Annotated in this window: 26 protein-coding genes; 18 read left to right on the top strand and 8 right to left on the bottom strand. The window is 66.3% G+C overall.

The window, feature by feature from the left end:
* Window positions 1–65: 65 nt before the first annotated feature.
* From tatC to tatA, 3 genes are read right to left on the bottom strand one after another with little or no spacing between them, the layout of a single operon-like run.
* Window positions 66–800: a twin-arginine translocase subunit TatC gene (gene tatC, locus LU688_RS22385; RefSeq protein ID WP_094011671.1), complete on the bottom strand. Its 735-nt coding sequence runs from the start codon at window positions 798–800 to the stop codon at window positions 66–68.
* Window positions 800–1,087: a Sec-independent protein translocase protein TatB gene (gene tatB, locus LU688_RS22380; RefSeq protein WP_094011670.1), complete on the bottom strand. Its 288-nt coding sequence runs from the start codon at window positions 1,085–1,087 to the stop codon at window positions 800–802. Before tatB ends, tatC begins: the two co-directional genes overlap by 1 nt.
* Complete coding sequence (gene tatA, locus LU688_RS22375; RefSeq protein ID WP_201754980.1) at window positions 1,087–1,305, bottom strand: twin-arginine translocase TatA/TatE family subunit; 219 nt, start codon at window positions 1,303–1,305, stop codon at window positions 1,087–1,089. Before tatA ends, tatB begins: the two co-directional genes overlap by 1 nt.
* Before the next feature lie 135 nt (window positions 1,306–1,440).
* Here tatA and gspK point away from each other — a divergent pair, with 135 nt between their 5' ends.
* Window positions 1,441–2,406: a type II secretion system minor pseudopilin GspK gene (gene gspK, locus LU688_RS22370; RefSeq protein WP_094011669.1), complete on the top strand. Its 966-nt coding sequence runs from the start codon at window positions 1,441–1,443 to the stop codon at window positions 2,404–2,406.
* A gap of 73 nt (window positions 2,407–2,479) precedes the next feature.
* On the opposite strand, the gene LU688_RS22365 is transcribed toward gspK, so the two are convergent.
* Complete coding sequence (locus LU688_RS22365) at window positions 2,480–4,525, bottom strand: PhoX family protein (protein ID WP_160290954.1); 2,046 nt, start codon at window positions 4,523–4,525, stop codon at window positions 2,480–2,482.
* Between the two features lie 206 nt (window positions 4,526–4,731).
* On the opposite strand from LU688_RS22365, the gene LU688_RS22360 reads away from it, so the two are divergent.
* Genes LU688_RS22360 through LU688_RS22305 form a run of 12 tightly spaced genes read left to right on the top strand, consistent with a single transcriptional unit; the run spans window position 4,732 to window position 15,349 of the window.
* Window positions 4,732–6,378, top strand: a complete 1,647-nt coding sequence (locus LU688_RS22360) for a bifunctional UDP-sugar hydrolase/5'-nucleotidase (protein WP_094011667.1) — start codon at window positions 4,732–4,734, stop codon at window positions 6,376–6,378.
* The gene (locus LU688_RS22355; RefSeq protein ID WP_038706716.1) at window positions 6,375–6,794 is read left to right on the top strand and encodes a pilus assembly protein PilZ; all 420 of its coding nucleotides are present in this window, start codon (window positions 6,375–6,377) and stop codon (window positions 6,792–6,794) included. The genes LU688_RS22360 and LU688_RS22355 overlap by 4 nt, the downstream gene beginning before the upstream one ends.
* A 3-nt stretch (window positions 6,795–6,797) precedes the next feature.
* The gene (gene gspD / locus LU688_RS22350) at window positions 6,798–8,747 is read left to right on the top strand and encodes a type II secretion system secretin GspD (protein ID WP_094011666.1); all 1,950 of its coding nucleotides are present in this window, start codon (window positions 6,798–6,800) and stop codon (window positions 8,745–8,747) included.
* Window positions 8,747–10,195 carry a GspE/PulE family protein gene (locus tag LU688_RS22345; protein ID WP_094011665.1) on the top strand — a complete coding sequence of 483 codons (1,449 nt, stop codon included), beginning with the start codon at window positions 8,747–8,749 and terminating at the stop codon, window positions 10,193–10,195. The genes gspD and LU688_RS22345 overlap by 1 nt, the downstream gene beginning before the upstream one ends.
* A 2-nt stretch (window positions 10,196–10,197) precedes the next feature.
* A complete protein-coding gene (gene gspF / locus LU688_RS22340; RefSeq protein WP_038706714.1) occupies window positions 10,198–11,394 on the top strand; it encodes a type II secretion system inner membrane protein GspF in 1,197 nt (398 codons plus the stop codon).
* Between the two features lie 14 nt (window positions 11,395–11,408).
* Window positions 11,409–11,843 carry a type II secretion system major pseudopilin GspG gene (gspG, locus tag LU688_RS22335; RefSeq protein WP_232887999.1) on the top strand — a complete coding sequence of 145 codons (435 nt, stop codon included), beginning with the start codon at window positions 11,409–11,411 and terminating at the stop codon, window positions 11,841–11,843.
* A 13-nt stretch (window positions 11,844–11,856) separates the two neighbouring features.
* On the top strand, window positions 11,857–12,300 hold the full coding sequence (gene gspH / locus LU688_RS22330) for a type II secretion system minor pseudopilin GspH (protein ID WP_094011663.1): 444 nt from the start codon (window positions 11,857–11,859) through the stop codon (window positions 12,298–12,300).
* Complete coding sequence (locus tag LU688_RS22325) at window positions 12,297–12,665, top strand: type II secretion system protein (protein WP_094011662.1); 369 nt, start codon at window positions 12,297–12,299, stop codon at window positions 12,663–12,665. The genes gspH and LU688_RS22325 overlap by 4 nt, the downstream gene beginning before the upstream one ends.
* A complete protein-coding gene (locus LU688_RS22320; protein ID WP_094011661.1) occupies window positions 12,662–13,252 on the top strand; it encodes a prepilin-type N-terminal cleavage/methylation domain-containing protein in 591 nt (196 codons plus the stop codon). Before LU688_RS22325 ends, LU688_RS22320 begins: the two co-directional genes overlap by 4 nt.
* Complete coding sequence (locus LU688_RS22315) at window positions 13,249–14,310, top strand: GspL/Epsl periplasmic domain-containing protein (protein ID WP_094011660.1); 1,062 nt, start codon at window positions 13,249–13,251, stop codon at window positions 14,308–14,310. Before LU688_RS22320 ends, LU688_RS22315 begins: the two co-directional genes overlap by 4 nt.
* Window positions 14,307–14,693: a type II secretion system protein GspM gene (gspM, locus tag LU688_RS22310; protein ID WP_094011659.1), complete on the top strand. Its 387-nt coding sequence runs from the start codon at window positions 14,307–14,309 to the stop codon at window positions 14,691–14,693. The genes LU688_RS22315 and gspM overlap by 4 nt, the downstream gene beginning before the upstream one ends.
* Window positions 14,690–15,349 (top strand): type II secretion system protein N, encoded by a 660-nt coding sequence (locus LU688_RS22305; protein WP_160291101.1) that lies wholly within the window; start codon window positions 14,690–14,692, stop codon window positions 15,347–15,349. Before gspM ends, LU688_RS22305 begins: the two co-directional genes overlap by 4 nt.
* A 12-nt stretch (window positions 15,350–15,361) precedes the next feature.
* On the opposite strand, the gene LU688_RS22300 is transcribed toward LU688_RS22305, so the two are convergent.
* From LU688_RS22300 to LU688_RS22285, 4 genes are all read right to left on the bottom strand, one after another.
* Complete coding sequence (locus LU688_RS22300) at window positions 15,362–17,020, bottom strand: ShlB/FhaC/HecB family hemolysin secretion/activation protein (RefSeq protein WP_160291102.1); 1,659 nt, start codon at window positions 17,018–17,020, stop codon at window positions 15,362–15,364.
* A 148-nt stretch (window positions 17,021–17,168) separates the two neighbouring features.
* The gene (locus LU688_RS22295) at window positions 17,169–20,885 is read right to left on the bottom strand and encodes a hemagglutinin repeat-containing protein (protein WP_094011656.1); all 3,717 of its coding nucleotides are present in this window, start codon (window positions 20,883–20,885) and stop codon (window positions 17,169–17,171) included.
* Window positions 20,886–21,103: 218 nt separating this feature from the next.
* Window positions 21,104–21,667, bottom strand: coding sequence for a L,D-transpeptidase family protein (locus tag LU688_RS22290; protein ID WP_094011655.1), 564 nt, complete (start codon window positions 21,665–21,667; stop codon window positions 21,104–21,106).
* Window positions 21,668–21,687: 20 nt separating this feature from the next.
* Window positions 21,688–22,242 carry an NUDIX hydrolase gene (locus LU688_RS22285; RefSeq protein ID WP_094011654.1) on the bottom strand — a complete coding sequence of 185 codons (555 nt, stop codon included), beginning with the start codon at window positions 22,240–22,242 and terminating at the stop codon, window positions 21,688–21,690.
* Between the two features lie 137 nt (window positions 22,243–22,379).
* Here LU688_RS22285 and LU688_RS22280 point away from each other — a divergent pair, with 137 nt between their 5' ends.
* The 5 genes from LU688_RS22280 (at window position 22,380) to purT (ending at window position 25,540) form a co-directional block, all read left to right on the top strand.
* On the top strand, window positions 22,380–22,979 hold the full coding sequence (locus LU688_RS22280; protein ID WP_023629804.1) for a CoA pyrophosphatase: 600 nt from the start codon (window positions 22,380–22,382) through the stop codon (window positions 22,977–22,979).
* Window positions 22,980–23,024: 45 nt separating this feature from the next.
* A complete protein-coding gene (locus LU688_RS22275; protein WP_023629805.1) occupies window positions 23,025–23,549 on the top strand; it encodes a gamma carbonic anhydrase family protein in 525 nt (174 codons plus the stop codon).
* Window positions 23,542–23,736, top strand: a complete 195-nt coding sequence (locus LU688_RS22270; RefSeq protein ID WP_023629806.1) for a DUF1289 domain-containing protein — start codon at window positions 23,542–23,544, stop codon at window positions 23,734–23,736. Before LU688_RS22275 ends, LU688_RS22270 begins: the two co-directional genes overlap by 8 nt.
* A gap of 80 nt (window positions 23,737–23,816) precedes the next feature.
* On the top strand, window positions 23,817–24,284 hold the full coding sequence (locus LU688_RS22265; protein WP_023629807.1) for a 7-cyano-7-deazaguanine/7-aminomethyl-7-deazaguanine transporter: 468 nt from the start codon (window positions 23,817–23,819) through the stop codon (window positions 24,282–24,284).
* A gap of 74 nt (window positions 24,285–24,358) precedes the next feature.
* Complete coding sequence (gene purT / locus LU688_RS22260) at window positions 24,359–25,540, top strand: formate-dependent phosphoribosylglycinamide formyltransferase (RefSeq protein ID WP_023629808.1); 1,182 nt, start codon at window positions 24,359–24,361, stop codon at window positions 25,538–25,540.
* The last annotated feature ends 33 nt before the right edge of the window (window positions 25,541–25,573 follow it).

Genomic DNA, 25,573 nt, shown 5'->3' with positions numbered 1-25,573 from the left:
GCAGAGTGTGCAAATGTGCGATTGGCGTGGGAGCGGGCTTGCCCCGCGATAAGGCCGGTACAGCTTTACTCCGCCCGGCGCATCAACCCACACGCCAGCAACCCCACCTCGAACAGTACCCACATCGGCACCGCCAGCATGGTCTGGGAAAACACATCCGGCGGCGTCAGGATCATCCCCACCACGAAGCAGCCGACGATCACATAAGGCCGGCTGCGCCGCAGCGTGGCGACGTCGGTCAGCCCTGCCCAGACCACGATGAAGGTCGCCACCGGGATCTCGAAGGCCAGGCCGAACGCCAAAAACAGCGCCAGGATGAAGTCCAGGTACAGGCCGATGTCGGTCATCATCGCCACCCCGTCCGGGGTCACACTGGCGAAGAAACCGAACATCATCGGGAACACCAGGAAGAACGCGAACGCCATGCCGCCATAGAACAGCACGATGCTCGACACCAGCAGGGGCAGGGCGATACGCCGTTCGCGGCGGTACAGCCCCGGGGCGATGAAGCCCCAGGCCTGGTGCAGCAGCAGCGGCATGGCGACGAACAGCGCGCACATCGCCGTCAGCTTGAATGGCGCAAGAAACGGCGAGGTGACGCTGGTGGCGATCATGCTGGCGCCTTCGGGCAGGTAGCGGCGCAGCGGTTCGGAGATGTGCGTGTACAGCGTCTGGGCAAAGGGGAACAAGCCGCAGAACACCAGCGCGATCATTAGCAGGCAGCGCACCAGGCGCTTGCGCAGGTCGCGCAGATGATCGGTCAGCGGCATGCGCGCCGCCTGGTCGAGAGCGAGGGACATCAAGCGCTCTCCTTGGCATGGGCGACGGGTGTCGGGTCATTGGCCGGCGTCGCGTCGAGCTGGATGCCCTGGCGCAGATCCTGCTCCAGGCGCTGCAACGGCGCGGCATCCAGGGCGGGCATGTCGATCTCCCGTTCCACCTGCGCCTTCAACGCATTCAGTGCCCGACGGGCCTGGCCCAGCCCACGGCCCAGGGTCCGCGCCGCCACCGGCAGGCGCTCGGGGCCGAGCACCAGCAGGGCGACGATGCCCACCAACAGCAGTTCGGTGAAGCCGATCTCGAACATCAGGCCTGACGATCCGTTTGTGTCTGCTGCACCGGCTGATTGTTCAGCACTTGCGGGGGCTGCTCGACAGTGTTGTCAGCAGTACCGCCCATGGACTTGCGAAAGCCCTGGATCGCCTCGCCCACATCACCGCCCAGCCCCTTGAGACGCTTGGTGCCGAACAGCAGGAAGACGATCAACAGCACGATCACCAATTGCCAGATTCCGATGCCACCCATGTAAGACCACTCCTGTCAGGTCAAAGAAAAAGAAGGCCAATCCTGCCCTGCGCAGATGACGGGCAGATGACTGCCATCTGCCTGCAACAACCGGCGTGTTGACTGACGCTTTTCAGCAGCCACGGGAAGACAGGGATGGGGCGCAGGCGACAACGGGGCGCGGCACTGCTGATGGTGCTGGTAGTGCTGGCGATGCTGGCAGCGGGGCTGGCCTGGCTGGTGGAGGATGGCCGGCGCCAGGTGGACGCAGTGCGCCTGTTGCACCAGCGGGTGCAGGTACGGGCTATGGAGCAGGCGGGGCTGGCCTACGCCTCCCAGGCCCTGCGTGATCCGGCCTGGCGCGCCAGCCCGCTGTTCTGGCAGGCCCTTCGCGGGCAGCCGCTGGCCTACGACTTTGGCGCCGGCAAGGCGCAGTTGCGGGTGATCGACCAGCACAGCTGCTTCAACGTCAACGCCCTGCTGGGGGAGGATGGCCCACGGGCCGAGCGCCAGTTGCGCCAGCTGTTGGGCGATGACATGGCCGCCGAACGGCTGGTCGATACCCTGGCCGACTGGCTGGACGCCGATAGCGATGCCCGCCTGCAGGGCGCCGAGAGCGCCCAGTACCTGCGCCAGCAACCACCGCGGCTGGCGGCCAACCAGCCCATGCTCGACACCAGTGAACTCAACCTGCTGCTGGAGCCGGACAGTGCTCGGCAAGGCCGCTATCGAATGCTCTGCGCGCTGCCGTCGACCAGCGGCTGGCGGCTCAATGCCAATGCCCTGGGGTTGGAGCACCTGCCGTTGCTGGAGGCGATGTATGAAGGGCGGTTCTCCCGTTCGATGCTCAGCCGCGTGATCAGTGGCCGCCCGGCGGCCGGGTATGTCGATGCCGCGGCGTTGCGCCAGGCGCTGGGGGCGGTGGATGACGAGACCTTCGCCCGGCTAAGCGAAGGGTTGCTGCTCAACAGCGGCCATTTCGTCCTGCAACTGTCGTTCGAGGAAGAGGGGCGCACGCTACGCAGCCAGTTCCAGATCGAGGCGCTGGGCGTGGTGCAATGGCATGCGCGGGTGCCGGCGCAGCAGGTGCGGGTCAGGGGCAGGGAGGCGGTGGCCTGGTAGAACAAAATCGCGGGACAAGTCGCATCGGTGCGCCGATGCGACTTGTCCCGCGATTGAGGTGAAAGCTGATCGATCAGACGGTGCCGATCTCCCCGCCATCGTTACGCTGGATCACCACCGTCGAAGCCCGTGGCCGCACCGGGGTACCGGCCGGCGTGACGTCGGTGGCCTTGTCGGTGCTCGGCCAGTTGTCCGGGTGCTGGATGTTGACGAACATGGTCTTGTTGTCCGGGGTGAAGGCAATCCCCGTCACCTCGCAGCCATTCGGCCCGACGAAGAAGCGGCGCAGGTCCATCTGGTTGGTGGCGTTGACCGGGACCTGCTTGCCGTTGGCGTCCACCAGGTCGGTGGGGATCACTGCCAGCACCTGGTCGTTGGTGTAGCTGGTCAGGGTGGCTTCGCCGTTGTCGGTCTCGAACCACAGCACGCCGCGGCTATCGAAGCTCATGCCGTCGGGGCTGGCGAACTGGTTCAGTTCGGTCAGGCCCGAGCGGTTGATGTCCGGCGCACCGGCGGCGTTGGCGCCGAACACGAAGATGTCCCAGGTGAAGGTCTTGTGGTCGTCGCTGTCATGCCAGCGGATGATGTGGCCGTGGCGGTTCGGCCCGCGTGGGTTGGCCGCGTCGACCTTGGCCGCGGTGCGCGCGCTGTTGTTGGTGAGGGTCAGGTAGACGTCGCCGTTGAGCGGGTTGACGGCGGTCCACTCAGGGCGGTCCATGGGCGTGGCGCCCACGGCGTCGGCAGCGCCACGGGTGTTGAGGATGATGCCCGGCAGGTCGCCGAACTGCGCGCCCAGGGTGCTGCCGGCGGTGGTCGGGGTGGCCACGTCGAGCAGCAGCCACGCGCCGGTGCCGTTGGCATCAAAGCGGGCGACATACAGCTTGCCCTTGTCCATGTACTTGGCGCCGGTGGCCAAACGGTCGGCTGGGTTGGCGTCGGCCGGGTCCCACAGGGCGTCGGAGACGAACTTGTACAGGTACTCGTTGTTGGAGTCGTCGCCGGTGTACCAGACCAGCGGCTTGCCGGCCACCGGCAGGCCTGGGCAGCAGCCTTCATGGCGGAAGCGGCCCAGGGCGGTGCGTTTCACCGCCAGGGTGTTGTTGGTGTACGGGTCGATCTCGACGATGTAGCCGTAGGTGCTGGCTTCGTTGCGGAAGTCATCGGTGGCGCTGGCGCCGCTGGGGGTGATGTTGAAGCGGGCGAATTCGCCGGCCACTTCGCTGGCATCACCAGCCGCTGTTTCCCACTTGTACTGGCCACTGCTCGAAGAGACGCCGATCCGCACCTGGTCGGCCGGGCGCACACCCTTGTTGACGAAGATGCCGGGCCAGTTCTCCTCGCAGGTCAGGTAGGTGCCCCACGGGGTGTAGCCGTTGCCGCAGTTGTTGTTGGTGCCGCGGCACTGGGTGCCGGTGGGTGAAAACTTGGTCTTGACGTGGTCGGTGCCACGCATGGGGCCTGCGATATCCATCAGCGAGACGGTGGTGAAGCGGCGATTGAGCGGGTCGTTGTCGACCACCTGCCAGCGCCCGGCGACCTTGCTGATGCGCACCACGCCGGCGCCATGGGCGTTGATCTCCTTGCGCACCTCCTCGACCGGACGTTTGCCGGCGACGGTGGTGGGGCCGGCCGGGTGCAGGGCGGCGGTGTCGATGTATTCGAAGTTGATCGCCAGCAGGCCATCACTGGAGCTGCCGTTGATGGGGAAGAAGTGCATGCCGTCATGGTGCATGCCCATGGCGTTGGCCTGGTCGGTGGAGGTGTTGCTGCCGTCGGCCTTCCATGGGTTGGCGGTGGCGTTCAACGGCGTGCCCCAAGGGGCCAGCACGTAGGCGCTGTAGCCGGCGGCGACCACGCAGGCGTCGGTGCGCGAGCCGGCGATGGAGTTGAAGCCCAGCTTGAGTTTGGGTTTCTCCGGCTGCGGCGCTGGATCGTCGTGATCCGAGCCGCCACCGCTGTCGAAGCAACCGGTCAGGCCGGCACCGGCGATCATGGCGATGGCCGCGCCGAGGCTGCCTCGCACCACGGAGCGACGGCTCAGGTAGGTGTCCATGACACTGGCCATCGGCAGGTTGCCGCTCTGGTTGCGGTCCAGGTTATCGCCGGTATCTCGACTCATCAGGGTGTCCTTTTTTGGCTGAGTTGAAGGAAACCGCGAATGTAGAGGGCAAGTATGATGATTGTTTGTCAGATTTGTTAAACAGCCTTTAAAACTCACCGCTATTACTAAAGCGTTAACCTGCGCTGTTTTGGAATTAAAGTCGGTTTTCTGCCATCAAACTGTCACGCAAGCGCCGCAATATCCGGAGCCCTACGTGAACAGGGATGGCGGAGTCGATGGCGAGCAGGCGCGAAGTGATCAGCTGGATGGGTGTCGGTGCCCTGGCACCGTTGCTCGGCGCCTGTTCGGCCCTGCCCATGCCCGGTGGCGCTGGCGACCGCGCGCTGGACCTGCTGTATGTCGCCGATACCCTCGATGCCCGCCAGCCGGGCCAGGCCGTGGTACCGGCCACGCGCCTCGGCCCGGTCAGCCACCTGGGGCGTGCCCCGTGGATGAGCGGGCCGAATGCGAGTGCCGGGCAGCTTGAGCTGGCGCCGTTGCTCGATGCCGGCCTTGCCGGCCAGGCCCAGACTGGAGGCTATGCAGTATTGGCCGCGCTGCTCGAACAGCTGCGGCGCGAGGCCGGCAGCGAACAATGCCTGACCCTGGAGAACGGCCAATGCTGGAACGGCAGTGGCCTGGCCTACCTCACCCAGGGCGAAAGCGGTGTCCAGGGCAGCCAACTGCTGGGCAGCGAGGTGCGGGTCAGCAGCGATGAACGCGTGCTGTGGCCACAGCGCAGTGCCGGACTCTATCGCCAGTCCTCCTCTATTACCCTGGGTGCCGGCCTGGCCGATGCCCAGGCCAAGGCCCTGGGCGTCAAGGGGCTGCAGGTGTTCCAGCGTGGTGGTGTGCGCATTGCAGTGGTCGGCGTCACCGATCCTTATGCACAGGATCAGAAAGCCTCCCTTAAACAGTGGTACCAAGCCTTGCAACCGAGCTTCCAGCAAGCCCGGCGCGAGGCGGACTTGGTGGTGGCGCTGGCAGATGTCGGCACCGGCCCGGGCTTGTGGTTGGCCGAGCGCATACCCGAGGTGGATGTGCTGTTGTGCGCCCGTGGCCAGGACCTGTGGCCGGCGCCGGTGCAGGCCACCCAGGCCAGCGGCCGTCGGGTACCGGTGCTGTTCGCCGGTTGCCGGGCCAGTGGCGCGTTTCGCCTGCGCTGCCGCCAGGCAGGCGGCCAATGGCAGTTCGAGGCGCGGTTCTTCCCGGCCTTCGAGCACAGCCTCGCCCCCCAGGCCCTGGCCCGCGCCAACCAGTTGCGCGGCGAGTTGCAACGCCAGCGTAGCGGCCATGCCGCCTGGCTCGACCAGCCGCTGGCCCGTGCCCCAGAAACATTGTGGCGCCGCGATACCCGTGGCGGCAGTTGGGACCGCCTGCTGCACCAGGCCTTGGCCGACGATTCGAGCATGCCGGTGCTGCTGCCCGGTCTGCGTTATGACTACCCTCTGCAAGCCGGTGAAGCGATCAGCCGCGAGCATCTGATCAGCCTGACTGGCGGCTATCCCGCTCCGGTGGTGGAGGCCCCGGCGCGCCAGGTCGAGCAGGTGCTGGAAAACGCCGCCGAGCAACTGTTCGGCGACCCGTTGCTGCTGGACAACAGCCAGGACCTGCCGCGCTGGCAAAGCCAGGACTGGCAGGTCAGCTACAGCCCCAACGGCAAGCGCATCATCGGCCTGCAACCCGTCGAGGGCCTGTGCCGCACCTTTGGCCTGCACTTCGATGCCCAGGCCGGCGCCCCCTTGTGGCAGACCCTCGAAGCCTGGCTGACCCGCCAGGCGCCGGGCTGGGCCCTGGCACCCTTGCAACTGCCGGCCGTGCGCTACGTGCAGGGCCACCCTGGCTGGCACCCGCACCAGGTGGCCGCGTGATCTCGCGTGTTTTCAGCTTCGCGTTGCTGACTCTCGCCGGTTGGCTGGCGGCGCAGTGCGTACTGCTGCTCAGCCGCCAGCCGCAACCTGCCAGTGCGCCGGTGTCGGCGCTGGCGCCGTTGCCGGGCTTGCTGGCCGAGCATTGGCAAGCGCCGGTGGACGACGGCCGTATTCCGCTGACCCGCCTGCCCCTGGCCTACCTGGGCGGGCTCAAGGCCCAGCCGCTGTCGGCCAGCGTGGTGGTACTGCGCCATGGCCAACAGGTGCGCACCCTCGGCCGTGGCCAGCGCCTGGCACCGGGCATCGTGCTGCAGGACATCGACGCCGATGGCCTGATCTTCGACAACAACGGGCGGCGCGAGCGCCTGCCCTGGCCACCACGCCCCGCCGTGACCGGCTTCAAGCGCCAAGGATGAATGATGATCGCAAGGTACTGTCTGGCCGGGCTGCTGATGCTCGGCATGTCCCTGGCCCGGGCCGAAGAGGCGGAAGTCTTCGCCGACGACGGCACGCCGCTGTACGAGGTGAACTTCGTCGATACCGAGCTCGGCGAGTTCATCGACAGCGTGTCGCGTATCACCGGCACCACCTTCATCGTCGACCCCCGGGTGCAGGGCAAGGTCACTGTGCGCACGGTCGATCGCCACGACGCCGACGCCATCTACGACATCTTCCTTGCCCAGCTGCGCGCCCAGGGCTTCGCCGCCGTGGACCTGCCCAACGGCAGCGTGAAGATCGTGCCCGACCAGGCCGCGCGCCTGGAGCCAGTGCCGGTGGAAACCGCGGGCAAGAAGGCCGAAGGCAGCGACGGCGTGGCCACCCGCGTGTTCAATGTGCGCAACGCCGCCAGCGAGCAGATGCTCGGCATTCTCAAGCCGCTGATCGACCCACGGGTCGGGGTGATCACCCCGTATCCGGCGGCCAACCTGCTGGTGGTCACCGACTGGCGCAGTAACCTGGAGCGCATCGACAGCCTGCTGCGCCAGCTCGACCAGGTCAGCGACGAGCCGTTGCAGGTGATGCCGCTCAAGCATGCCAGCGCCGCCGACACCGCTGGCCTGGTGACCCGCCTGCTGGCCCGCGAGCAGGGCGCCGACAGCGCCCAGGTGGTTGCCGACCCGCGCAGCAATGCGCTGCTGGTGCGCGGCAGCGCCGACAGCCGGGAGCGGGTGCGGGCGCTGCTGGTGCAGCTCGACCGGCCCAGCGACAGCCTGCGCAGCAGCAACACCCAGGTCATCTATCTGCGCCACGCCAATGCCGCCGAGGTGGTCAAGGTGCTGCGCGGCCTGAGCCAGGCTGGCACGGTGCCGGCGGCGGAAGGCGAGGGCAAGGATGTGCCCGTGCCGGCGGCCAGCGACTCGGGCATTCGCCTGGAGTACGAGGAAGGCACCAACGCCGTGGTGATGGTTGGCCCCGACAGCGAGCTGGCCGCCTACCGCAGCATCGTCGAGCAGTTGGACATTCGCCGGGCGCAGGTGGTGGTCGAGGCGATCATCGCCGAGGTTTCCGACAGCAGCGCCCAGGAACTGGGCGTGCAGTGGCTGTTCGCAGATGAGAAGTTCGGCGCCGGCATCGTCAACTTTGGCAGCAACGGGGTGAACATCGCCAGCATCGCCGGGGCCGCCAGCAGTGGCGACAACGAGAAACTCGGCAAGCTGCTGTCGGCTACCACTGGCGCCACCGCCGGCATCGGCCATATCGGTGGTGGCTTCAACTTCGCCATGCTGGTCAACGCGCTGAAGGGCAAGAGCGGTTTCAACCTGCTGTCCACACCGACCTTGCTGACCCTGGACAACGCCGAGGCGTCGATCCTGGTGGGCCAGGAGGTGCCGTTCGTCACCGGCTCCGTCACCCAGAACAACGCCAACCCCTACCAGACCATCGAGCGCAAGGAAGTCGGGGTGAAGCTGCGCATCAAGCCGCAGATCAGCATCGACGACAGCGTGCGCCTGGACATCGTCCAGGAGGTGTCGTCGATCGCCGACTCCAGCGCCGCCAGTGACGTGATCACCAACAAGCGCGAGATCAAGACCAAGGTCATGGTCGAAGACAACGGCCTGGTGATCCTCGGCGGGCTGATCAGCGACGAAATGGCCACCAGCAACCAGCGCGTGCCGCTGCTCGGCGATATTCCCTACCTGGGCCGGCTGTTCCGTTCCGACGCCAGCAAGAACACCAAGCAGAACCTGATGGTGTTCATCCGCCCGCGCATCCTGCGTGACGGCGAGAGTCTGGCCGGGATCAGCCAGCAAAAGTACCGGAGCCTGCAGCAGAACACTGCGCTCAAGCTGCCTGCCCTGGCTGAAGGCCTGCCGTTGCTGCAGGTGTTCCCCTCCAGCCGGGCACGCCTTGAAGGCGGTGACTGGTGATGCTGCCCTATCGCCTGGCACGGCAGAGCGGGGTGGCCATGGCACCGGGTGAAAACGGCTGGCAGCTGTGGCTGCGCGGCGACGCCGAGAGTGACCAGTTGCAGGAACTGCTGCGCGTGCATGGCCAGCCGGTGGGCGTCGAGCAGCTCGACAGCGCTAGCTTCGACGAGCGCCTCGGCCAGCTCTACCAGGCCGGCGAGGCGGCGAACCAGGCCTTGATCGAAGGCATCGGCGAGCAGGTCGACCTGGACAGCCTGATGAGCGAGATGCCGCGCATCGAGGACCTGCTGGAGAGCGACGACGAAGCCCCGGTGATTCGCCTGATCAATGGCCTGTTCGGCCAGGCCCTGCGCCTGCGCGCCTCTGACATCCATATCGAGACCTTCGAGCAGAGCCTGGTGGTGCGCCTGCGCATCGACGGCCACCTGCGCGAGGTACTGCGCCCGCCACGGGCGTTGTCGGCGATGCTGGTGTCGCGGATCAAGGTCATGGCGCGGCTCGATATCGCCGAGAAGCGCCAGCCCCAGGATGGCCGTATCACCCTGCGCGCCGCCGGGCGCGAGGTGGACGTGCGGGTCTCGACCTTGCCCGGCATCCATGGCGAGCGGGTGGTGATGCGCGTGCTCGACAAGCAGGCCAGCCTGCTGGCGCTGGACAACCTGGGCATGCCTGCCGCAGTGCTGCGTGGCTTGCGTGGTTGCCTGGCGCGGCCCAACGGCATCGTGCTGTCCACCGGCCCCACCGGCTCGGGCAAGACCACCACGCTGTACGCCAGCCTCAACAGCCTGAATGACGGCAGCCGCAATATCCTCACCGTCGAGGACCCGGTGGAATACGCCATTGCCGGCATCGGCCAGACCGCCATCAACCCTCGTGCCGGGCTGACCTTCGCCAGTGGCTTGCGCGCCATCCTGCGCCAGGACCCGGACGTGATCATGCTGGGCGAGATCCGCGACCAGGAGACCGCCCAGATCGCCGTGCAGGCCAGCCTCACCGGGCACCTGGTGCTGTCGACCCTGCACACCAACAGCGCCGTGGGCGCGGTGACCCGCCTGCGCGACATGGGCATCGAACCGTTCCTGATCGCCTCGTGCCTGCGCGGCGTATTGGCCCAGCGCCTGGTGCGGCGCCTGTGCGCCTGCGCGGTGGCGCAGCCGCTGCAAAGCGCCGAGCGCGAACTGTGGCCGGAGCTGGGCAGCCTGCGTGAAAGCTTTCACCCGGTTGGCTGCGAGCACTGCCAGGGCAGCGGCTATGTCGGCCGGCTGGGGCTGTACGAGTTCATCGAGCTGGATGCCGGGCTGGTTGCCTTGCTCTACGACGGCGAGAGCGAACTGACCATGCAGGCCTACCTGGATGGCCGCCGGCAGAGCCTGGTGGCTGAGGCCCGCGATTGCCTGGCCCGTGGCGAGACCAGCCTGGCCGAAGTGTTGCGCGTGGTGCAGGGCTGAGCATGCCGACCTATCGCTACCAGGCCGTGGATCTTGCCGGCAAGGCACACAAGGCCAGCGTGCAGGCCGACAACGAGCGCCATGCGCGGCAATTGCTGCGCGAGCAGGGGCTGTTCACCCGACACTTGCAACGCCACGACAGCGCCCAGCCCCGTCGTCAGCGCCTGACCCGCGCCCAACTGTGCGAGCTGACCCGCCAATTGGCGACCTTGGTTGGCGCTGGCATCCCCCTGGTCGATGCCCTGGCCACACTGGAGCGGCAACTGCGCCAGCCGGCCTTGCACGCGGTGCTGGTGGCCTTGCGCGGTTCCCTCGCCGAGGGCCTGGGGCTGGCGCGTAGCCTGGCGCGACAGGGCGCGCCGTTCACTGGTTTGTACTGCGCGCTGGTCGAGGCCGGGGAGCGCTCCGGGCGCCTTGGCCAGGTGCTGAGCCGTCTGGCCGACCATCTCGAACAGGTTCAGCGCCAGCGTCACAAGGCGCGCACCGCGCTGATCTACCCGGCGGTGCTGATGGGCGTGTCGCTGGCCGTGGTGGTCGGCCTGATGACCTTCGTGGTGCCCAAGCTCACCGAGCAGTTCGCCCACTCCGGGCAGAGTCTGCCTTTGATCACGTCGCTACTGATCGGCTTGAGCCAGGGGCTGGTGCAGGCCGGCCCCTATCTGCTGGCACTGGCGATCCTGGCCGCGCTGTTGGGCGGCTGGCTGCTGCGCAAGCCGCACTGGTGCCTGCGCCGCGACGACCTGCTGCTGCGCCTGCCGCGTATCGGCGTGCTGCTGCAAGTGCTCGAGAGCGCGCGGCTGGCGCGCAGCCTGGCGATCCTCTGCGGCAGCGGCGTGGCCCTGCTCGAAGCCTTGCAGGTGGCCACCGAGACGGTTGGCAACCGGCGCATCCGCGCAGCCATGGAGCAGGTGCGCCAGCAGGTGCAGGGCGGCACCAGCCTGCACCGGGCGCTGGACAACGCCGGGGAATTTCCGCCGCTGCTGGTGAACATGGTCGGCAGCGGCGAGGCCAGCGGCACCCTGGCCGACATGCTCGAACGGGTGGCCGATGACCAGGAGCGCGGCTTCGCCCGCCAGGTGGACACCGCCATGGCGCTGTTCGAACCGCTGATGATCCTGGTGATGGGCGCCGTGGTGCTGTTCATCGTGCTGGCGGTGCTGCTGCCGATCATGCAGCTCAACCAGGGATTGCAACTGTGACAAGGAGAACTTCGATGCAACGACGACGCAACCGCCAGCGGGGCTTCACGCTGATGGAAATCATGGTGGTGATCTTCATCATCGACCTGCTGATCGCCGTGGTCGCGCCCAGCGTTCTGGGCAACCAGGACAAGGCCATGAAGCAGAAAGTCATGGCCGACCTCGCGACCCTGGAACAGGCGCTGGACATGTACCGCCTGGACAACCTGCGCTTCCCCAGCACCGAACAGGGCCTGGCGGCGCTGGCGAAGAAGCCGGCCCAGGAACCGCTGCCGCGCAGCTGGCGCAGTGACGGCTATATCCGCCGCCTGCCGGAAGACCCATGGGGCACCCCGTACCAGTACCGCATGCCCGGCGAGCACGGTCGGGTCGATGTGTATTCGCTGGGCGCCGATGGCGTGCCGGGCGGCGAAGGGCTCGATGCCGACCTGGGCAACTGGGCGCTTTAAGTTGATCAAGCCTATGGCCCACTCCCTCCAGCGCGGCTTCAGCCTGCTCGAACTGCTGGTGGTGCTGGCCATCGCCGCCTTGATGACCAGCATGGCCGTGGCCTGGCTTGACAGCGGCAGAAGCAGCATCGACCAGGCGCTCGATCGCCTGGCCGCCACCACCGTGGCCCAGGCCGATCTGGCGCGCCATGCCGGGCAGTTGCGCGGGCTGCGCTGGAACGGTCAACGCCCCGAGTTCGTCCGTCGGCAAGGCGAGCACTGGCAGGTGGAAAGCGTGGCACTGGGTGATTGGCCCAAGGACTTGCGGCCGGACTGGCCAGCGAGCCAGGCGCCAGCGCTGCTGTTCACCCCCGATGGCTGGTCACGTCCGGGCACTGTGCGCTGGCGCTGGGCCGAGGGCGGTCAGCGCTGGGACTGGGACCGCGGCGGGCAGTTGCGCGTGAGCGCGATGCCATGAAGCGCCGGCAACGCGGCTTCACCCTGTTGGAGGTGAGCGTGGCCCTGGGCATCGCCGCCGTCCTCGCGGTGATCACCAGCCAGGTCCTGCGCCAGCGCCTGGCGGTGCAGGAAACCGTGCAGCAGCATCGTCTGGGCCTGCTGTGCGCCCGTGAGCTGCAGGCACGTTTCGTGGTCGAGCAGTATTGGCCGGCGACCAACCAGGACAACGGCGTGCTGGTGCAGGGCGGGCAGGCCTGTCATTGGCAGTTGCAGTTGCGCCGCACCGGTGTGCGCGACCTGCGCCGTGGCGAACTGCTGTTGCATGCCGATCGTGACCAGCGCCTGCCGCTGGGGCAGTTCACGGTGTTTCTGGAGCGGCCATGAAACGGCGCCAGGCGGGCATGACCCTGATCGAACTGCTGGTGGCCCTGGCCCTCACGGCCTTGCTTGGGGTGATGCTGTCGGCGCTGGTCAACGGCTGGCTGAAGGTGCGCGAGCGGCTCGATGAACAGGTGAGCGAAACCGGCGTAGTGGATTTTTGCCTGGCCTTGGAGCGGCGCTTCGACAGCCCGGTGCTGCGCCGCCTGTACGAGCAGCGTTTGCCGTTGGCGACGCGCTGGCTCGACTGGCAGCCCGACCGCCAGCAACTGCTGTGGGTGGCCGCCGCCGCCTGGCCGCAGGCCGAAGGGGGATCGCGCCTGCAGCGCCAGCGCTTGCGCTTCGAGCCGCGTGAACAACGGCTGCTGCTGGAAACCTCGGCCGACCTGTATGCCGTCGCGGCACCGGTTTGGGTGCTACGTGAACGGCTGGAGCGGGTCAGCGCGATGAATGTTCTCTACCACCAGGCCGGCCATTGGCTCGCCTGGCCTTCCGATCAAACGGCGCACCCCGGTAGGGGCGTGCGCGTGGAGCTAGTGCGTGATGGAGCACCTTATACCTGTACCTTCGTTCTGCCCTGGGGGCGCGCATGAAGCTTGAATGGCGCCGGCGGGCGCCGGCACAACCCTGGCTGCTGCTGCGCCCCGGGGAGGTCTGGGAGTGGCTGTTGGTCAGCCAAGGCCGTCCATTGCGCCAGGGGCAGGGCGAACCTCCGGCGGGGCTCGGGGCGCGGGTTGCCCTGATCGTCCCCGGTGAACATTGCAGTCATTTCCAGCTGTCCGCGCCGCCTGGGCTGAAACGCGAGGAATGGCCCTTGCTGCTCGAGGATCGCTTGCTGCAAGGCGACGATGACGTGCTGTGTGCCCGTATCGGGCGCCACGCAGGGCAGTTGCGCCTGCTGGTGGTGGCGCGGGACAGGTTGAGCGAGTGGCGTGGGCAGTGCGCCGCCTGGGGCTTGGCCGTGGAACGTTGCTGGGCTGAGTTCCAGTTGCTGCCCGACTGTGCAGCAGAAGCGGCTTGGCATTGGCGCCGAGGAGCGATGAGCCTGTACAAGGGCCAGGCCCACTGGCTGGCCTGGCCGCAGGGCCTTGGCCCGCCTCCCGCGCTCGCCTGGCTGCCTGGCGAGGTCGAGGGCATCGACGGCGACTGGCCCGATGTGCTGGCCCCGCTCGATGGCTTGCCTAGCTTGTTCGAAGCCCGCCGCCCCCGCCAAGGCCTGCGCCTGGCAAAAGGGCAGGCGCGCCTGGCAATTGCCTGCCTGGCGTTGATGTTGGCGTGGGGCGGGCTGTGGAGCGCGCAACAGTGGCGCCAGGCCCAGCTCTATCGCGCCCAGGTGCAGGCCGTGACCGGCCTTCAACCGACGCCTCGCCAGGCGGCGCGGGTGTTGACGCAACTGCAGGACGAGGCGCGTGAAAGCCAGGTGCGCCTGCGCCAGCTCGAGGCGTTGCAGGCGCAAGTCCATGGATGGTTGAACGATCATCCCGGCTGGCGCCTGCAAGTGGTGCGCTTCGATGGCCAGCGTTGGCACCTTGAGCTGGTCGGAGAGGGTGTAGCCACGCCCTGGCAGGAGATGGCCAAGGCGGCTGGCGTGCAGGTCCAGGTGGAAGACGAGGCGCGCCGCGTGGTGTTTGACCTGGGGAGCGCCGCATGAGCCATGAATGGATGCGACAGCATCGGCTATCGCTGGCCTGGAGCGTCGTCGCGCTGTTGCTGGTATTGCTGGCGCTGCGCGAGGGCATGGCCTTGTGGCAGGAACAGCGGCAATGGCAGGCACTGGCCGAATCGCTGGCGGCACAGCCGCGCCCGCCTGCGCTGACCCTCGAAGCGTTGCACCAATCGGCCCAGGCCCGGCATATCGAATTGGCCGAGGTGCAGTCCGAGGACGAGGGCTGGCTGCTGCGCGGCAAGGTGATCGATGCGCAAACCCTGCAGGGCTGGTTGCAGAGCCTGCGCGATGACGGCGCGCAGCCGTTGCAATGGGGGCTGGAGCGAAATACCGAGGGGCTGCGTTTTACTGTGCGGCTTCGACCATGAACAGGCGGGCGTACCTTTGGATGGGGCTGGTGTTCTGGCTGACCCTGGTGGCAGAACTTCCGGCGCGTTGGCTGGTGGCGGGGTTCGGGTTGCCGGCGGAGGGGGTGAACGGCAGCCTGTGGCAAGGGCAGTTTGCCCGGCTCGGACCGGTGGGACCCGTGCAATGGACATGGCGTCCATGGCAGCGCGACCTGCAGGTGCGCCTGGGCTTCCAGGGGCAGGGCTGGCAAGGCCGGCTGAGCGGTTGGCCGTGGCGTTGGCAGGCCGACCTTAAGGCACTGGGCGCACAGCCAAGCGTCGGCGGCGACTATCGCCTGGCCGGGCAATGGCAGGGCAGCATCAAGCTGCAAGGCTCGGGGCAACATTGTCGAGCCGCCGCAGGCAGCATCACCGTCGCCGACCTGGCTTTGAACGCGCCCTGGTCGCTGGAGCTGGGGCAGGGCTCGCTGGCGATGGCCTGCCGTCAGGGCTGGCGGTTGAGCGCTGGCCTGGTTCGCCAAGGCCAGCACCAGATGAGCCTGGACGCCGACCTCGCGGCCCGGCAGGCGCAGGTCGATTTCGTGTTGCAGGCCGATGCCGGTTTGACGCCGGTGCTGCGCGGCGTGCAATGGCTGGGGCCCGAAGACACGGTCGGGCAGCGCCGCCTCAGGTGGTAGCTCGCTTGCCGGTTAGAGGGCGAGGGACCATTGCGCGACCCAAAAGCCTTGCTCCAGTGATTTGCGCGGGCGATCGCTGGCATGCAGTGCGCGTTGGTAGTCCAGGCGCACCGTACTGTGCGGCAGGTTCAACTCGACGCCAGCCGAGGCGCCGACCAGGCGCTGCGACGGGCTGGTGCGCGCATAACGGGCCCAGCCAAGGTCAACGCCGAAGGATGGGCGTACCTGCAGCGGCAGGGGCAGTGGCTGGCTGAAGGTGTTGCGCCATGCCCCGGCGCTGGCCCCCGCGACGTTGTGCTTGCGGAATCCGCGCACCGCCGAATGATCGCTCAGTTGCATCTGTTCGACGGCGGGCAGCACATGGGCGCTGTATTGCAGGGCCAGTTCGCTCTGCCAGCGCCAGGGCCATTGAGCCGGGCCTTGGCGCAGGTGCAGCAGGTTGGCGCGGTACTTGGTGAAGTCCGGGCGGGGCGCCTGCTTGTGGGCGAACGGGCGATCGGCGCCGAACCAGCGTACCCCTTGGCTTACGCCCAGGTAAGCGTTCCACAATCCACCTTCGAGCCACAGCAGGTTCAGCCCGGCTTCGACAGTCGCCAGGGTCGGGCTCTGCAGTGCCAGTACGGCGGGGCCGAAGCGGTTGAGCAATTGCTTGCGGTCCAGGCGGGCGCTGGCGCTGAGCATGCCTTGCTGGTTGCGCCACAGCACGCGCTCGGCGCTGACACCGTAGAATTCGCTGCGGCCACTGCTGGCGTAGCGGGTGTTCGGAATCGGTGCTCGGTAGCGCATCTGGCTGGCATTGAGCCTGAAGGTCCAGCGGCCATGGGGAATGCTGTAGTAAAGGCTGGCGCCTTCGCTTTGGCCAGGCGCGTCGAACACCACCGAGCTCAGCGACAGGCGCAGGTCGTCGTTCAGGCCCAGCGGGCTGTCCAGGCCAAGGCCCAGGTTGAGGCGGTGGCGACCGGTCAGTTCACCGCCTCGGTTGTCGAGCAAGGCATCCAGGTGAGCGCGGGAAGCGACGCGCCGAGGTTCGAGCACGACGCGGGTGCCGCCCTGCATCTCGCCCGGCAGCAAGGCCATTTGCAGGTCATAGGCACGCAGTCGGTTGAGTTGGTCCAGGCCTTGCTCGAGGTCTGGCAGGTGCAGGGGAAGGCCGAGCATGCCCGGAAATGCGCCTTGCCGCGACAGGGGCAGGTCGGTGCCAGCCAGTTCGATCGATTCGATGAAGCCTTCGACGATGACGATGTCCAGCGGGGCGCCGTGCTCGGGGGGGCGGGCCACATAGGGGCGACTGGTGGGATATCCGGCTTGCACGTAGTGCCGGGTCAGTTGTTTGAGTAGCCGGTCAATTTCGGCGACACCCATGCAGGAGGACGACAGCGCACGCACGATCGGCTGCAGTTGCCGGGTATCGAGCATGCGGTTGCCGGCCAGGCGTACTCCGCTGATCGCCCAGCAGTGCTGGTCGGGGTCGAGCGTTGCAGTGTCGCGGTCTTCAGTGGCGTTGGCAGGTTGATTGCGCTGCCAGCGTTCGAGCCGCTGCTGCTGCTCCAGTTGTCGCACTGCCTGCTGCTGATCCCGTAACTGCTGGCTGGCCGGGTCGAACGTGGCTATGGCGTTGGCCGATAGCGTCATGATGAGGCAAGCCAGAACGACAGTGGCGACGCGGCGCATACCTGCACTTGATGGGCGGAAAATATGGGAAGAGAAGAACGGTACGTTCATGGGATTCGGTCCGATGCCGCTGTGGGAACGGGTGTGCCCGCTCCCGCAGAGTCCGTGTGGGAGGCTCAGCGACCCACAGGCCGCTGCCTGGCACGCGTCAGCGCTGGCGGCTCTCCTTTATCTGCGAGACATACTCGGTAGTGCGGTCGTGACCGGTGTTGCTGTACGCCTTGTGGTCGTCAGCCTTGTCGGTGTTGCCGGTGAACAGATTCGAGAGGTACGAATAGGCGGTACCTGCAAGACCGGTCGTCGACAAATCGACATTGACCTTCACATCCTTGGCGTAGTCCCGACCGCTCAGGTTGTCGCGGGCGACCGCGCCGCCGCCGAGTCCGACCTGGCCATCGGCCGCCTGCAGCGTGGCGCCGACCAGGCGAGTGTCGCCACCTACCTGCAGATCAATGCCTTGCGTGCCGGACAGGAGCGTCTGCTGGCTGACGGTGTCGTTGCTGCGCTTGGCGTAGTCGATCTTGACCGATGGGGTAAATTTCGCGGTGACTTTGTTCCACAGCGCCCCGGCGATTTCCGTGATGTTGCCGCCCTCGAAAACGCTCGCCAGCGAGGCCGGAGCGTCAGTGTCGGCAGTTGCCTGTTGCTTCTGGGCGAGACTGGCATCGATCTCTAGCTTCACGCTGTCGACCTGGTCCTGACGGCTGGCCACCCGCAGGTTGCCGTCGATCTTGCCTTCGATTGCCTGCGCCTCAAGTTGAGCGCCTTCGATGCGGGTATCGCCCTGGCTGCGCAAGTCGATCAGGTCGGCGCGCAGTTTGCTGTCATGCCAGGTGGTGTTGTCGCGTTTGTCCCGGCCGACCTTGACCTGGGCGTTGATGCCTCCAATGTCCATGGCATTGACCTTCAGGCCGCCACCAAGGGTAACGTCGAGGTTGTCGTGGCGCTCGGTGTTACTGGCCGCCTCGACCAGCAGACCACCATTGCCAGCGTCCAGACCTATCCGCTTGGCGTTGGCTTGCAGCCCTTGCACGTGTAGCGCGACGTCGTCGTGGGCAAGACTGGTGAGTTGCAGTGTGCCCTTGCTGTCGAACCGCGCACCAATGGCTGTACTGCCCCGCTCGTTGACCCAACCGAAGGTGCCCTGGCCACCCAGTCCGCCACCGGTGCTGCTGCCTTCGACATCCAGCTTGCCGCCCCTGGTCTGGCCCTGGCTCTGGCGTGTATCGCTGGCGGCTGTCACGCTCAGTGTGCCTTGGCTGTGCAGGGTAATATCGCCGTTGCCGCCGTCGACACGGACTCCCTCGTAGTGACCACTACGTTCGAGTTCTACCTGAACCCCCTGGCTGCCCTGCAAACTGCCTACTCGAGCTGTGGTTGTCTGCTTCAGCTGGTTCAGGGTGTTGCCATGACCTTCAAGTCTTGCTTTGAGATCAGTTCCCGTGATGGTGCTAACACGCAGGCTGCCGCCACCCGTGGTGTCGCGGACTTCGCTGCTGCTCTGATCCCGGGCGGCCAGCATCTGGTGCTCCCCAGCCTCGATGCGCAGGCTCCCGGTCCTGGCCTTGTAGGCGCTCCCTTCATCCATGAGCTGATTGGCTCGAATGGTGATGTCGCCACCGTCGAAGGTCGTGACCTGCGCGGTGCTGTCGGTGTCCTTGTGCACACGCGACGTGCGCTGCAGCGACAGGTCGGCGCCGGCGTTTGGGGAGGCCGCCTGGTCTGCGGCTTTCTCACCACCGAACAGCCACTTGACACGATCGCTGAGGTATTTGTAATCGATACCGACGCTCAGGCCGCCCTGCCATTCAGCGACGCTGGTTTCGCGGACCTTGGTGTCGGCTGCTGCACGGTTGTCAATGTGCTCGGCGTCCACTTTCAAGGTACGTCCCGCTTTTAGCTGTGCAGCGGCCGTAGTCAGTTGCGTGGCGTCTATGTGCAGGTCGCGAGCTGACTCCAGATTGCTTCGTCGCGCGGTCGTTTCGTGCTCGAGTACCGCGGCCGGGCCATGCTGGCCATCGATGCCAAGGCCTACACGGTCGCTGCCGCCGGTGACGTTCAACGCGGCGCCGGTGCGGGTATCGAGGGTATGCCTGGCGTGGCTGTCGTAGGCCGCCGCCAGTTCGATTTCGCTGGCGGCCAGCTTGAGGTCTCCTGTGTCTGCCTGCACGTCCGAACCGCTGACCTTCAGTTTGCGATCGCTGCGCAGGGTGACGGAGCCCGCGTTGATGCTGCTGGCGACCTGGCGGGTCGCGGTGGTCTGCTCGTCGCTCTGCAGTTTTTCGTAGCCGACCTTGGCCGAGTACTGCTCCGAGTCCGGCGCGGCCTTGCCGGCGCTGGCCACGAACTCGCGCTTGCCAGTGGTGCGTTGGGCATGGTCGTTTTCCACGGCGCTTTCGATCCGCAGGGCGCCCTTGGCGTCGAGTTCGACCTGCTTGCGCGCCTCGAGGCGGGCGCCGGAGATCTGCATGTCGGCCCCGGCGCTGGCGATGAGAGTGCCGCCCTTGAGGGTGCTGGCCTTGACCCGCTCGGTGTGTGCCTGGCTGTCGATATCGGTGCGGTCTAGATAGCACCTGTGGGTGGACTGCTCGGCGATATCGAGAGTGTCCACGCCAGCGTCGATCGTCATCTTTCCACCGCTGCGCAGTTGCAGGGCGTTGTCCGCCTCCAGTTGCGTGGCCGTCAGGTGCAGGTCGGTACCGGCCTTCAGGCTGAGGCTGTCTTCGGCCACCAGACGGCTACCCAGTTGCTGGCGACTGGTTTGCGTGGCATTACCCTCATGGCTTTCGGTGGGGATGAACAGCCATTGCTTCGCCCAGTTGACCGGGGCGTCCGTCACCTGTTCGCGGGTGGCGGTGTCCAGGGACAGCTTTTTGCCAGAGTGAACCTCGATCTGCCTGGCCTTGCCATGGGCATGGGTGAGCTGCAGGTCGCCGTCGGCCTTCAAGTCCAGCTTGCCGGTGTTGCTGACCAGCCTGGCCTGGCGCTTGTCATTGCCCTGTACTTTCAGGTCACCCGCGGAGTGGATGATCAAGTCGCGGTCCGCGCGCAGCTCCTTGTCACCCACTTGTACGCCGGCGCCTTCGGCGGTACTGACGATGCGGATGCGTCCGGCCTGCATGGCGCCGAGCAGGTTGGCATCGATGGCGGTGGCGACGGGCAGGTGTTCGAGCACCTCGCGGCTGCCGGTGTCGACAAGGTTGCGGCCGATGGTCAGGTTCAGCTGCCCCTTGGCCAGCAAGTGCCCTGTGCTGTCGATGCGCGGCGCGATCAGGTCCAGGGCGCCTGCCGCATTGCTCTGGCCACGGCCCAGCACTTTCAGCGTGCCGTTGGCGTCGCGGCTGTCGAGCTGCTTGATCTGTCCATCGTGAATGTCCGCCTTGCCGACCAGGAAGCCGGCCCGGGTGGTATTGATGAAGCTGCCGCCGTTGAGGGTGATGCCGTTGGGGTTGGCGAGCAGGTAATCGGCTTTCTGGCCGAAGATTTCCTGAGCCCCCTCGATTCGCGAGGCGTTCTGGCCGACCACCTCGTTGAGGATGGTCGAGGCGGCGTGGCCCCGGAACTGCGGGTTGGCGCCCAACTGGCCGGCCAGCTGCGACTGTCCGGCCTGCAGGGCATTGTTCAGCACCAGCCCAGGCTTGCCGACGTTGTAGTCGAGGAACTGGTTGTGTGACAGGCCGCTGGCATTGGGTGCGACGATGTCGATGACCGGTACGCCATGGCCATTGTCGATGATCGGGGTGCCGCCAGGTCCTGATGTCGGTGTCAGGGCGCCTTGCGCCTGAACCTGGGTGCTGCCGAGCAGGGCAAGGAAGACAGCCCAGCGCAGGGTATCTGGTCTGATCTTGGATACAGGATTGTGCATGAAAACCTCGCAAGTGATGTACGAAATCGTGAAATCAGCTGCGGGAATTCTAAGAATGTCAGTGATGGCATTTATGTGGCCCAACGCCACTATATTGCGGGGAATGAGACGATTCTATCTGTAGGAAAAGTGGGCGATGGGGTGGCGAAAGAGGGCGCTAGAAAGAGAAGGCCCGTTCAGCGTGAGCAGGACAGGCCTTTGGTGCCAACGGTGAGCGCTCAGGGGCGGATTTCGATCAGCGTGCCATCCTTCACCATGCTCCACACCTCGCGCATGTCGTCGTTGCGCATGGCGATGCAGCCCTCGGTCCAGTCCAAGGTGTGGAAGTACCACTCAGGGTACTCCTCGTTGATCGGCGTGCCGTGGATCATGATCATGCTGCCAGCGGCGACCCCGTCGCGCCGTGCCTTGGCGGCGTCGGTGATATTGGGGTAGGAGATGTGCATAGCCAGGTTGTAGCGGTCGCTGACCTTGCGCCAGTCCAGCCAGTACAGGCCTTCCGGGGTCTTCTTGTCGCCTTCGCGTTCCTTGGCTCCCTTGGGCTGCTTGCCCAGGGAGATACGGTAGGTCTTGAGCGGTTCGCCACGGCTGATCAATTGCAGCCGGCGTTCGGACTTGATCACCAGCACCTTGTCGATCAGGCGTTGCTGCTGAACCCCGCTGGTGGCGGGCTGGACCGGCGACGGCGCGGCCGACGGCGTCTTGCGGATAATGGTCTCGGTGAAGGCGGCTTGCGACACCGAGGCGACACTGAGGCAGAAGAGGGCAAGCAGCCAGCGCATGAAACCGTATCCCTGAAAACTTAGGTGGTTGACGACGTGACGTTCATCGGCGGCAGATACTCATGGCCAATCGGATAGTGCTGCCTGACGCGGTCGCGATAATAGCATTCTAGTGTGCGTGTGACGGTGCGGAAAGCCAGCTCGCGCCATGGGATCTCGTGCTCTTCGAACAAGCGTACCTCGAGGCTCTCGATACCCACGGCGAAGTCCAGATCGACCAGTTCGGCGCGGAAGAACACGTGCACCTGATTGATGTGCGGCAGGTCGAACAGCTGATACAGGCTGGTTTCGCCGACCTGTGCGCATGCCTCCTCGACGGTTTCGCGACGGGCGGCGGCATCGAGGGTCTCGCCGTTTTCCATGAAACCGGCGGGCAGTGTCCAGAACCCTCGGCGCGGTTCTATTGCCCGGCGGCACAGTAATACCTGGGAGCCCCAGGTAGGCAATACCCCTGCGACGATATTGGGGTTCTGGTAGTGGATCGTCTGGCAATGGTCGCAGACATACCGCGCACGGCTGTCGCCTTCGGGGATCCGCTGGGTGACCGGTTGGCCGCACGCGCTGCAGAATTTCATGCTTTCATTCATTCCAGTGGGGTCGGGCTATCTTGGCGCGCCCGGCTCGCTTACCGCAAGCGGCCTGCGGGCGGGGCTTGGGTGCCTCGCGGCTTTGGTGCATCATGCAGGGCAGGCCTTGGACACGAGAGTGCGTAATGCTGGACGAGCTTCTTCGCCGAATGAGCAACCATACCCCCGCGTCACCGGAGACGGACCGCCGTTTCCCCGAAGCGGCGGTGCTGCTGCCCATTACCCGCAGCGAGGAGCCGGAGCTGGTGTTGACCCTGCGCGCCAAGGGCCTGTCCACCCACGGTGGTGAAGTCGCCTTTCCGGGCGGGCGGCGCGACCCGGAGGACCCAGACCTGGTGTTCACGGCCCTGCGTGAAGCCGAGGAGGAAATCGGCCTGCCGCCCGGGCTGGTCGAGGTAATCGGCCCGCTCAGCCCGCTGATCTCGCTGCATGGCCTGAAGGTCACGCCGTTCGTCGGTTTGATCCCGAACTATGTCGAGTACCGCGCCAACGACGCGGAAATCGCTGCCGTGTTCAGTGTACCGCTGGCGTTCTTCCGCCAGGACCCCCGCGAGCACACCCACCGCATCGACTATCAGGGCCGCAGTTGGTACGTGCCCAGCTACCGCTACGGCGACTACAAGATCTGGGGGCTATCGGCGATCATGATCGTCGAACTGGTCAACCTGCTGTTCGACGCTGGTATCAGCCTGCACCAGCCCCCCGAGCGTTTCATCGAAAATTGAGCGGGGCACACCCCGCCACTGGCGTTCAACCGTGAGGAGCGACACATGAAATACCGCCTGGGCGACCTGCGGGTCGAAGCCCATCCCGAAAGCTGGGCCGCGCCCACTGCCACGCTGATCGGCAAGGTGCGTCTGCAGGCCCGGGCCAGCGTATGGTTCGGCGCGGTACTGCGCGGCGACAACGAGTTGATCGACATCGGCGAGGACAGCAATGTCCAGGACGGCACGGTGATGCACACCGACATGGGCTCGCCGCTGACCCTTGGTCGCGGGGTGACCATCGGCCACAACGCCATGTTGCATGGCTGCACGGTGGGCGACTACAGCCTGGTCGGCATCAACGCGGTGATCCTCAACGGGGCGCGTATCGGCAAGCACTGCATCATCGGCGCCAACGCCCTGGTCCCCGAGGGCAAGGAGATACCCGATGGCTCGCTGGTGATGGGCTCACCGGGCAAGGTGGTGCGTGAGTTGACCGAGCAGCAGAAACGCATGCTCGAGGCCAGCGCCGCCCATTATGTGCACAATGCCCAGCGCTATGCCCGTGACCTGGTGAGCGACGATGACTGACGAGCGGCCCGTGGCCTCGCCCTGCGTCAATGTCTGCGCGCTGGACGAGCAGGATATCTGCACCGGGTGCCAGCGCACGGTGAGCGAGATCACGCGCTGGGGGCGTATGGACAATGCCGAGCGGCGCGTGGTGTTGCAGCGCTGTCATGAGCGGGCGGTGGCGGCCGGGCTGATCATCGGTCTGTAGAGCCGACGCCCGTGGCGCGGGCTTGTCCCGCGATGGTGCCGGCGCTAATCTGTGCGGCTGGCCCTCCGAAAACGCAGACCATGTTCTATCTCATCGCCTACATCAGCAGCGTGGTGCTGATCAACTTCGCCTTTTCCAGTGCGCCGCACCTGGATGTGATCTGGTCCGCCTGGGGCGGGCTGGTGTTCATCCTGCGCGACATGGTGCAGACCCGCTACGGCCATGGCGCGTTGTTGGCCATGCTGGTGGCGCTGGTGCTGTCCTATATCACCTCCGAGCCTGCCATCGCCCTGGCCAGCGCGACCGCGTTCTTCGTCTCCGAACTGATCGACTGGCTGGTGTTCAGCGTTACCCGGCGGCCCCTGCGCGACCGCCTGTGGCTGAGCTCGGCGCTGAGCATCCCGGTGGACACCTTCATCTTCTTCGGCATGATCGGTGCCCTGACGCCTGCGGTAATCGGCACGGCGATGGCATCGAAGTTCGCCGGGGTCACGGCGGTGTGGTTGATCATGGCCTGGCGGGCACGGCGCGCGGTGGCCACATCCTGATGTAGAATACCGGTCCATTTTTCAGCGGGCGGCAGCCAGCGTGGCGCGGCCCCGGACGCCTTCGAGGACCTGAAATGACCCGTATCGGAACCCCACTGTCGCCCACCGCGACCCGTGTACTGCTGTGCGGCTGCGGCGAGCTGGGCAAGGAAGTGGTGATCGAACTGCAGCGCCTGGGCGTCGAAGTGATCGCCGTGGACCGCTACGCCAATGCGCCGGCGATGCAGGTCGCGCACCGCAGCCATGTAATCAACATGCTCGACGGCGTGGCCCTGCGCGCAGTGATCGAGGCGGAAAAACCGCACTACATCGTTCCCGAGATCGAGGCCATTGCCACCGCCACGCTGGTCGAGCTGGAAAGCGAAGGTTTCAATGTCGTCCCCACCGCCCGCGCCACCCAGCTGACCATGAACCGCGAAGGCATTCGTCGCCTGGCTGCCGAAGAGCTGGACCTGCCGACCTCGCCGTACCATTTTGCCGACACCTTCGAGGATTACAGCAAGGCGGTGGCCGACCTGGGTTACCCGTGCGTGGTCAAGCCGGTGATGAGCTCGTCCGGCAAGGGCCAGAGCCTGCTGCGCGGCGCCGATGACCTGCAGAAAGCCTGGGACTACGCCCAGGAAGGCGGCCGTGCCGGCAAGGGGCGGGTGATCATCGAAGGCTTCATCGACTTCGAATACGAGATCACCCTGCTCACCGTACGCCATGTTGGTGGCACGACCTTCCTCGCGCCGGTCGGCCATCGACAGGAGAAAGGTGACTACCAGGAGTCGTGGCAGCCCCAGGCCATGAGCCCGAAGGCATTGGCCGAGTCGCAGCGTGTGGCCCAGGCGGTCACCGACGCGCTGGGCGGCCGTGGGCTGTTCGGTGTGGAACTGTTCGTCAAGGGTGACCAGGTTTGGTTCAGCGAAGTGTCGCCACGGCCGCACGACACGGGCCTTGTGACCCTGATTTCCCAGGATCTGTCGCAGTTCGCCCTGCACGCGCGGGCCATCCTCGGCCTACCGATCCCGGTGGTGCGCCAGTTCGGTCCGTCGGCGTCGGCGGTGATCCTGCCTGAAGGCCAGTCGCAGCAGACCAGTTTCGCCAACCTGGGCGCGGCGCTGAGCGAGCCGGATACTGCCATCCGCCTGTTCGGCAAGCCGGAGATCAATGGTACCCGGCGCATGGGCGTGTGCCTGGCGCGTGATGAATCGGTCGAGGCGGCACGAGCCAAGGCGACCCGGGCTTCGCAGGCGGTCAAGGTCGAGTTCTGACCTCAAGCGATTGCGGGGCAAGCCCGTTCCCAC

It is taken from the genome of Pseudomonas soli (assembly GCF_021283165.2).
Classification (GTDB): Bacteria; Pseudomonadota; Gammaproteobacteria; order Pseudomonadales; family Pseudomonadaceae; genus Aquipseudomonas; species Aquipseudomonas soli.
The sequence above is the reverse complement of the archived record's forward strand: the minus strand, read 5'-3'. Positions and strand labels throughout refer to the sequence as shown.

Excerpts from the sequence above, each read along its gene's own strand:
- tatC (WP_094011671.1), bottom strand. The coding sequence starts at position 800 with ATGTCCCTCGCTCTCGACCAGGCGGCGCGCATGCCGCTGACCGATCAT.
- LU688_RS22315 (WP_094011660.1), top strand. The coding sequence starts at position 13,249 with ATGAAGCTTGAATGGCGCCGGCGGGCGCCGGCACAACCCTGGCTGCTG.
- gspH (WP_094011663.1), top strand. The coding sequence starts at position 11,857 with ATGGCCCACTCCCTCCAGCGCGGCTTCAGCCTGCTCGAACTGCTGGTG.
- gspG (WP_232887999.1), top strand. The coding sequence starts at position 11,409 with ATGCAACGACGACGCAACCGCCAGCGGGGCTTCACGCTGATGGAAATC.
- LU688_RS22270 (WP_023629806.1), top strand. The coding sequence starts at position 23,542 with ATGACTGACGAGCGGCCCGTGGCCTCGCCCTGCGTCAATGTCTGCGCG.
- tatA (WP_201754980.1), bottom strand. The coding sequence starts at position 1,305 with ATGGGTGGCATCGGAATCTGGCAATTGGTGATCGTGCTGTTGATCGTC.
- gspK (WP_094011669.1), top strand. The coding sequence starts at position 1,441 with ATGGGGCGCAGGCGACAACGGGGCGCGGCACTGCTGATGGTGCTGGTA.
- LU688_RS22275 (WP_023629805.1), top strand. The coding sequence starts at position 23,025 with ATGAAATACCGCCTGGGCGACCTGCGGGTCGAAGCCCATCCCGAAAGC.
- LU688_RS22360 (WP_094011667.1), top strand. The coding sequence starts at position 4,732 with ATGGCGGAGTCGATGGCGAGCAGGCGCGAAGTGATCAGCTGGATGGGT.
- LU688_RS22285 (WP_094011654.1), bottom strand. The coding sequence starts at position 22,242 with ATGAAATTCTGCAGCGCGTGCGGCCAACCGGTCACCCAGCGGATCCCC.
- LU688_RS22305 (WP_160291101.1), top strand. The coding sequence starts at position 14,690 with ATGAACAGGCGGGCGTACCTTTGGATGGGGCTGGTGTTCTGGCTGACC.
- LU688_RS22300 (WP_160291102.1), bottom strand. The coding sequence starts at position 17,020 with ATGCGCCGCGTCGCCACTGTCGTTCTGGCTTGCCTCATCATGACGCTA.
- gspM (WP_094011659.1), top strand. The coding sequence starts at position 14,307 with ATGAGCCATGAATGGATGCGACAGCATCGGCTATCGCTGGCCTGGAGC.
- LU688_RS22290 (WP_094011655.1), bottom strand. The coding sequence starts at position 21,667 with ATGCGCTGGCTGCTTGCCCTCTTCTGCCTCAGTGTCGCCTCGGTGTCG.
- gspD (WP_094011666.1), top strand. The coding sequence starts at position 6,798 with ATGATCGCAAGGTACTGTCTGGCCGGGCTGCTGATGCTCGGCATGTCC.
- gspF (WP_038706714.1), top strand. The coding sequence starts at position 10,198 with ATGCCGACCTATCGCTACCAGGCCGTGGATCTTGCCGGCAAGGCACAC.
- LU688_RS22295 (WP_094011656.1), bottom strand. The coding sequence starts at position 20,885 with ATGCACAATCCTGTATCCAAGATCAGACCAGATACCCTGCGCTGGGCT.
- purT (WP_023629808.1), top strand. The coding sequence starts at position 24,359 with ATGACCCGTATCGGAACCCCACTGTCGCCCACCGCGACCCGTGTACTG.
- LU688_RS22365 (WP_160290954.1), bottom strand. The coding sequence starts at position 4,525 with ATGAGTCGAGATACCGGCGATAACCTGGACCGCAACCAGAGCGGCAAC.
- LU688_RS22280 (WP_023629804.1), top strand. The coding sequence starts at position 22,380 with ATGCTGGACGAGCTTCTTCGCCGAATGAGCAACCATACCCCCGCGTCA.
- LU688_RS22325 (WP_094011662.1), top strand. The coding sequence starts at position 12,297 with ATGAAGCGCCGGCAACGCGGCTTCACCCTGTTGGAGGTGAGCGTGGCC.
- LU688_RS22320 (WP_094011661.1), top strand. The coding sequence starts at position 12,662 with ATGAAACGGCGCCAGGCGGGCATGACCCTGATCGAACTGCTGGTGGCC.
- LU688_RS22265 (WP_023629807.1), top strand. The coding sequence starts at position 23,817 with ATGTTCTATCTCATCGCCTACATCAGCAGCGTGGTGCTGATCAACTTC.
- LU688_RS22345 (WP_094011665.1), top strand. The coding sequence starts at position 8,747 with ATGCTGCCCTATCGCCTGGCACGGCAGAGCGGGGTGGCCATGGCACCG.
- tatB (WP_094011670.1), bottom strand. The coding sequence starts at position 1,087 with ATGTTCGAGATCGGCTTCACCGAACTGCTGTTGGTGGGCATCGTCGCC.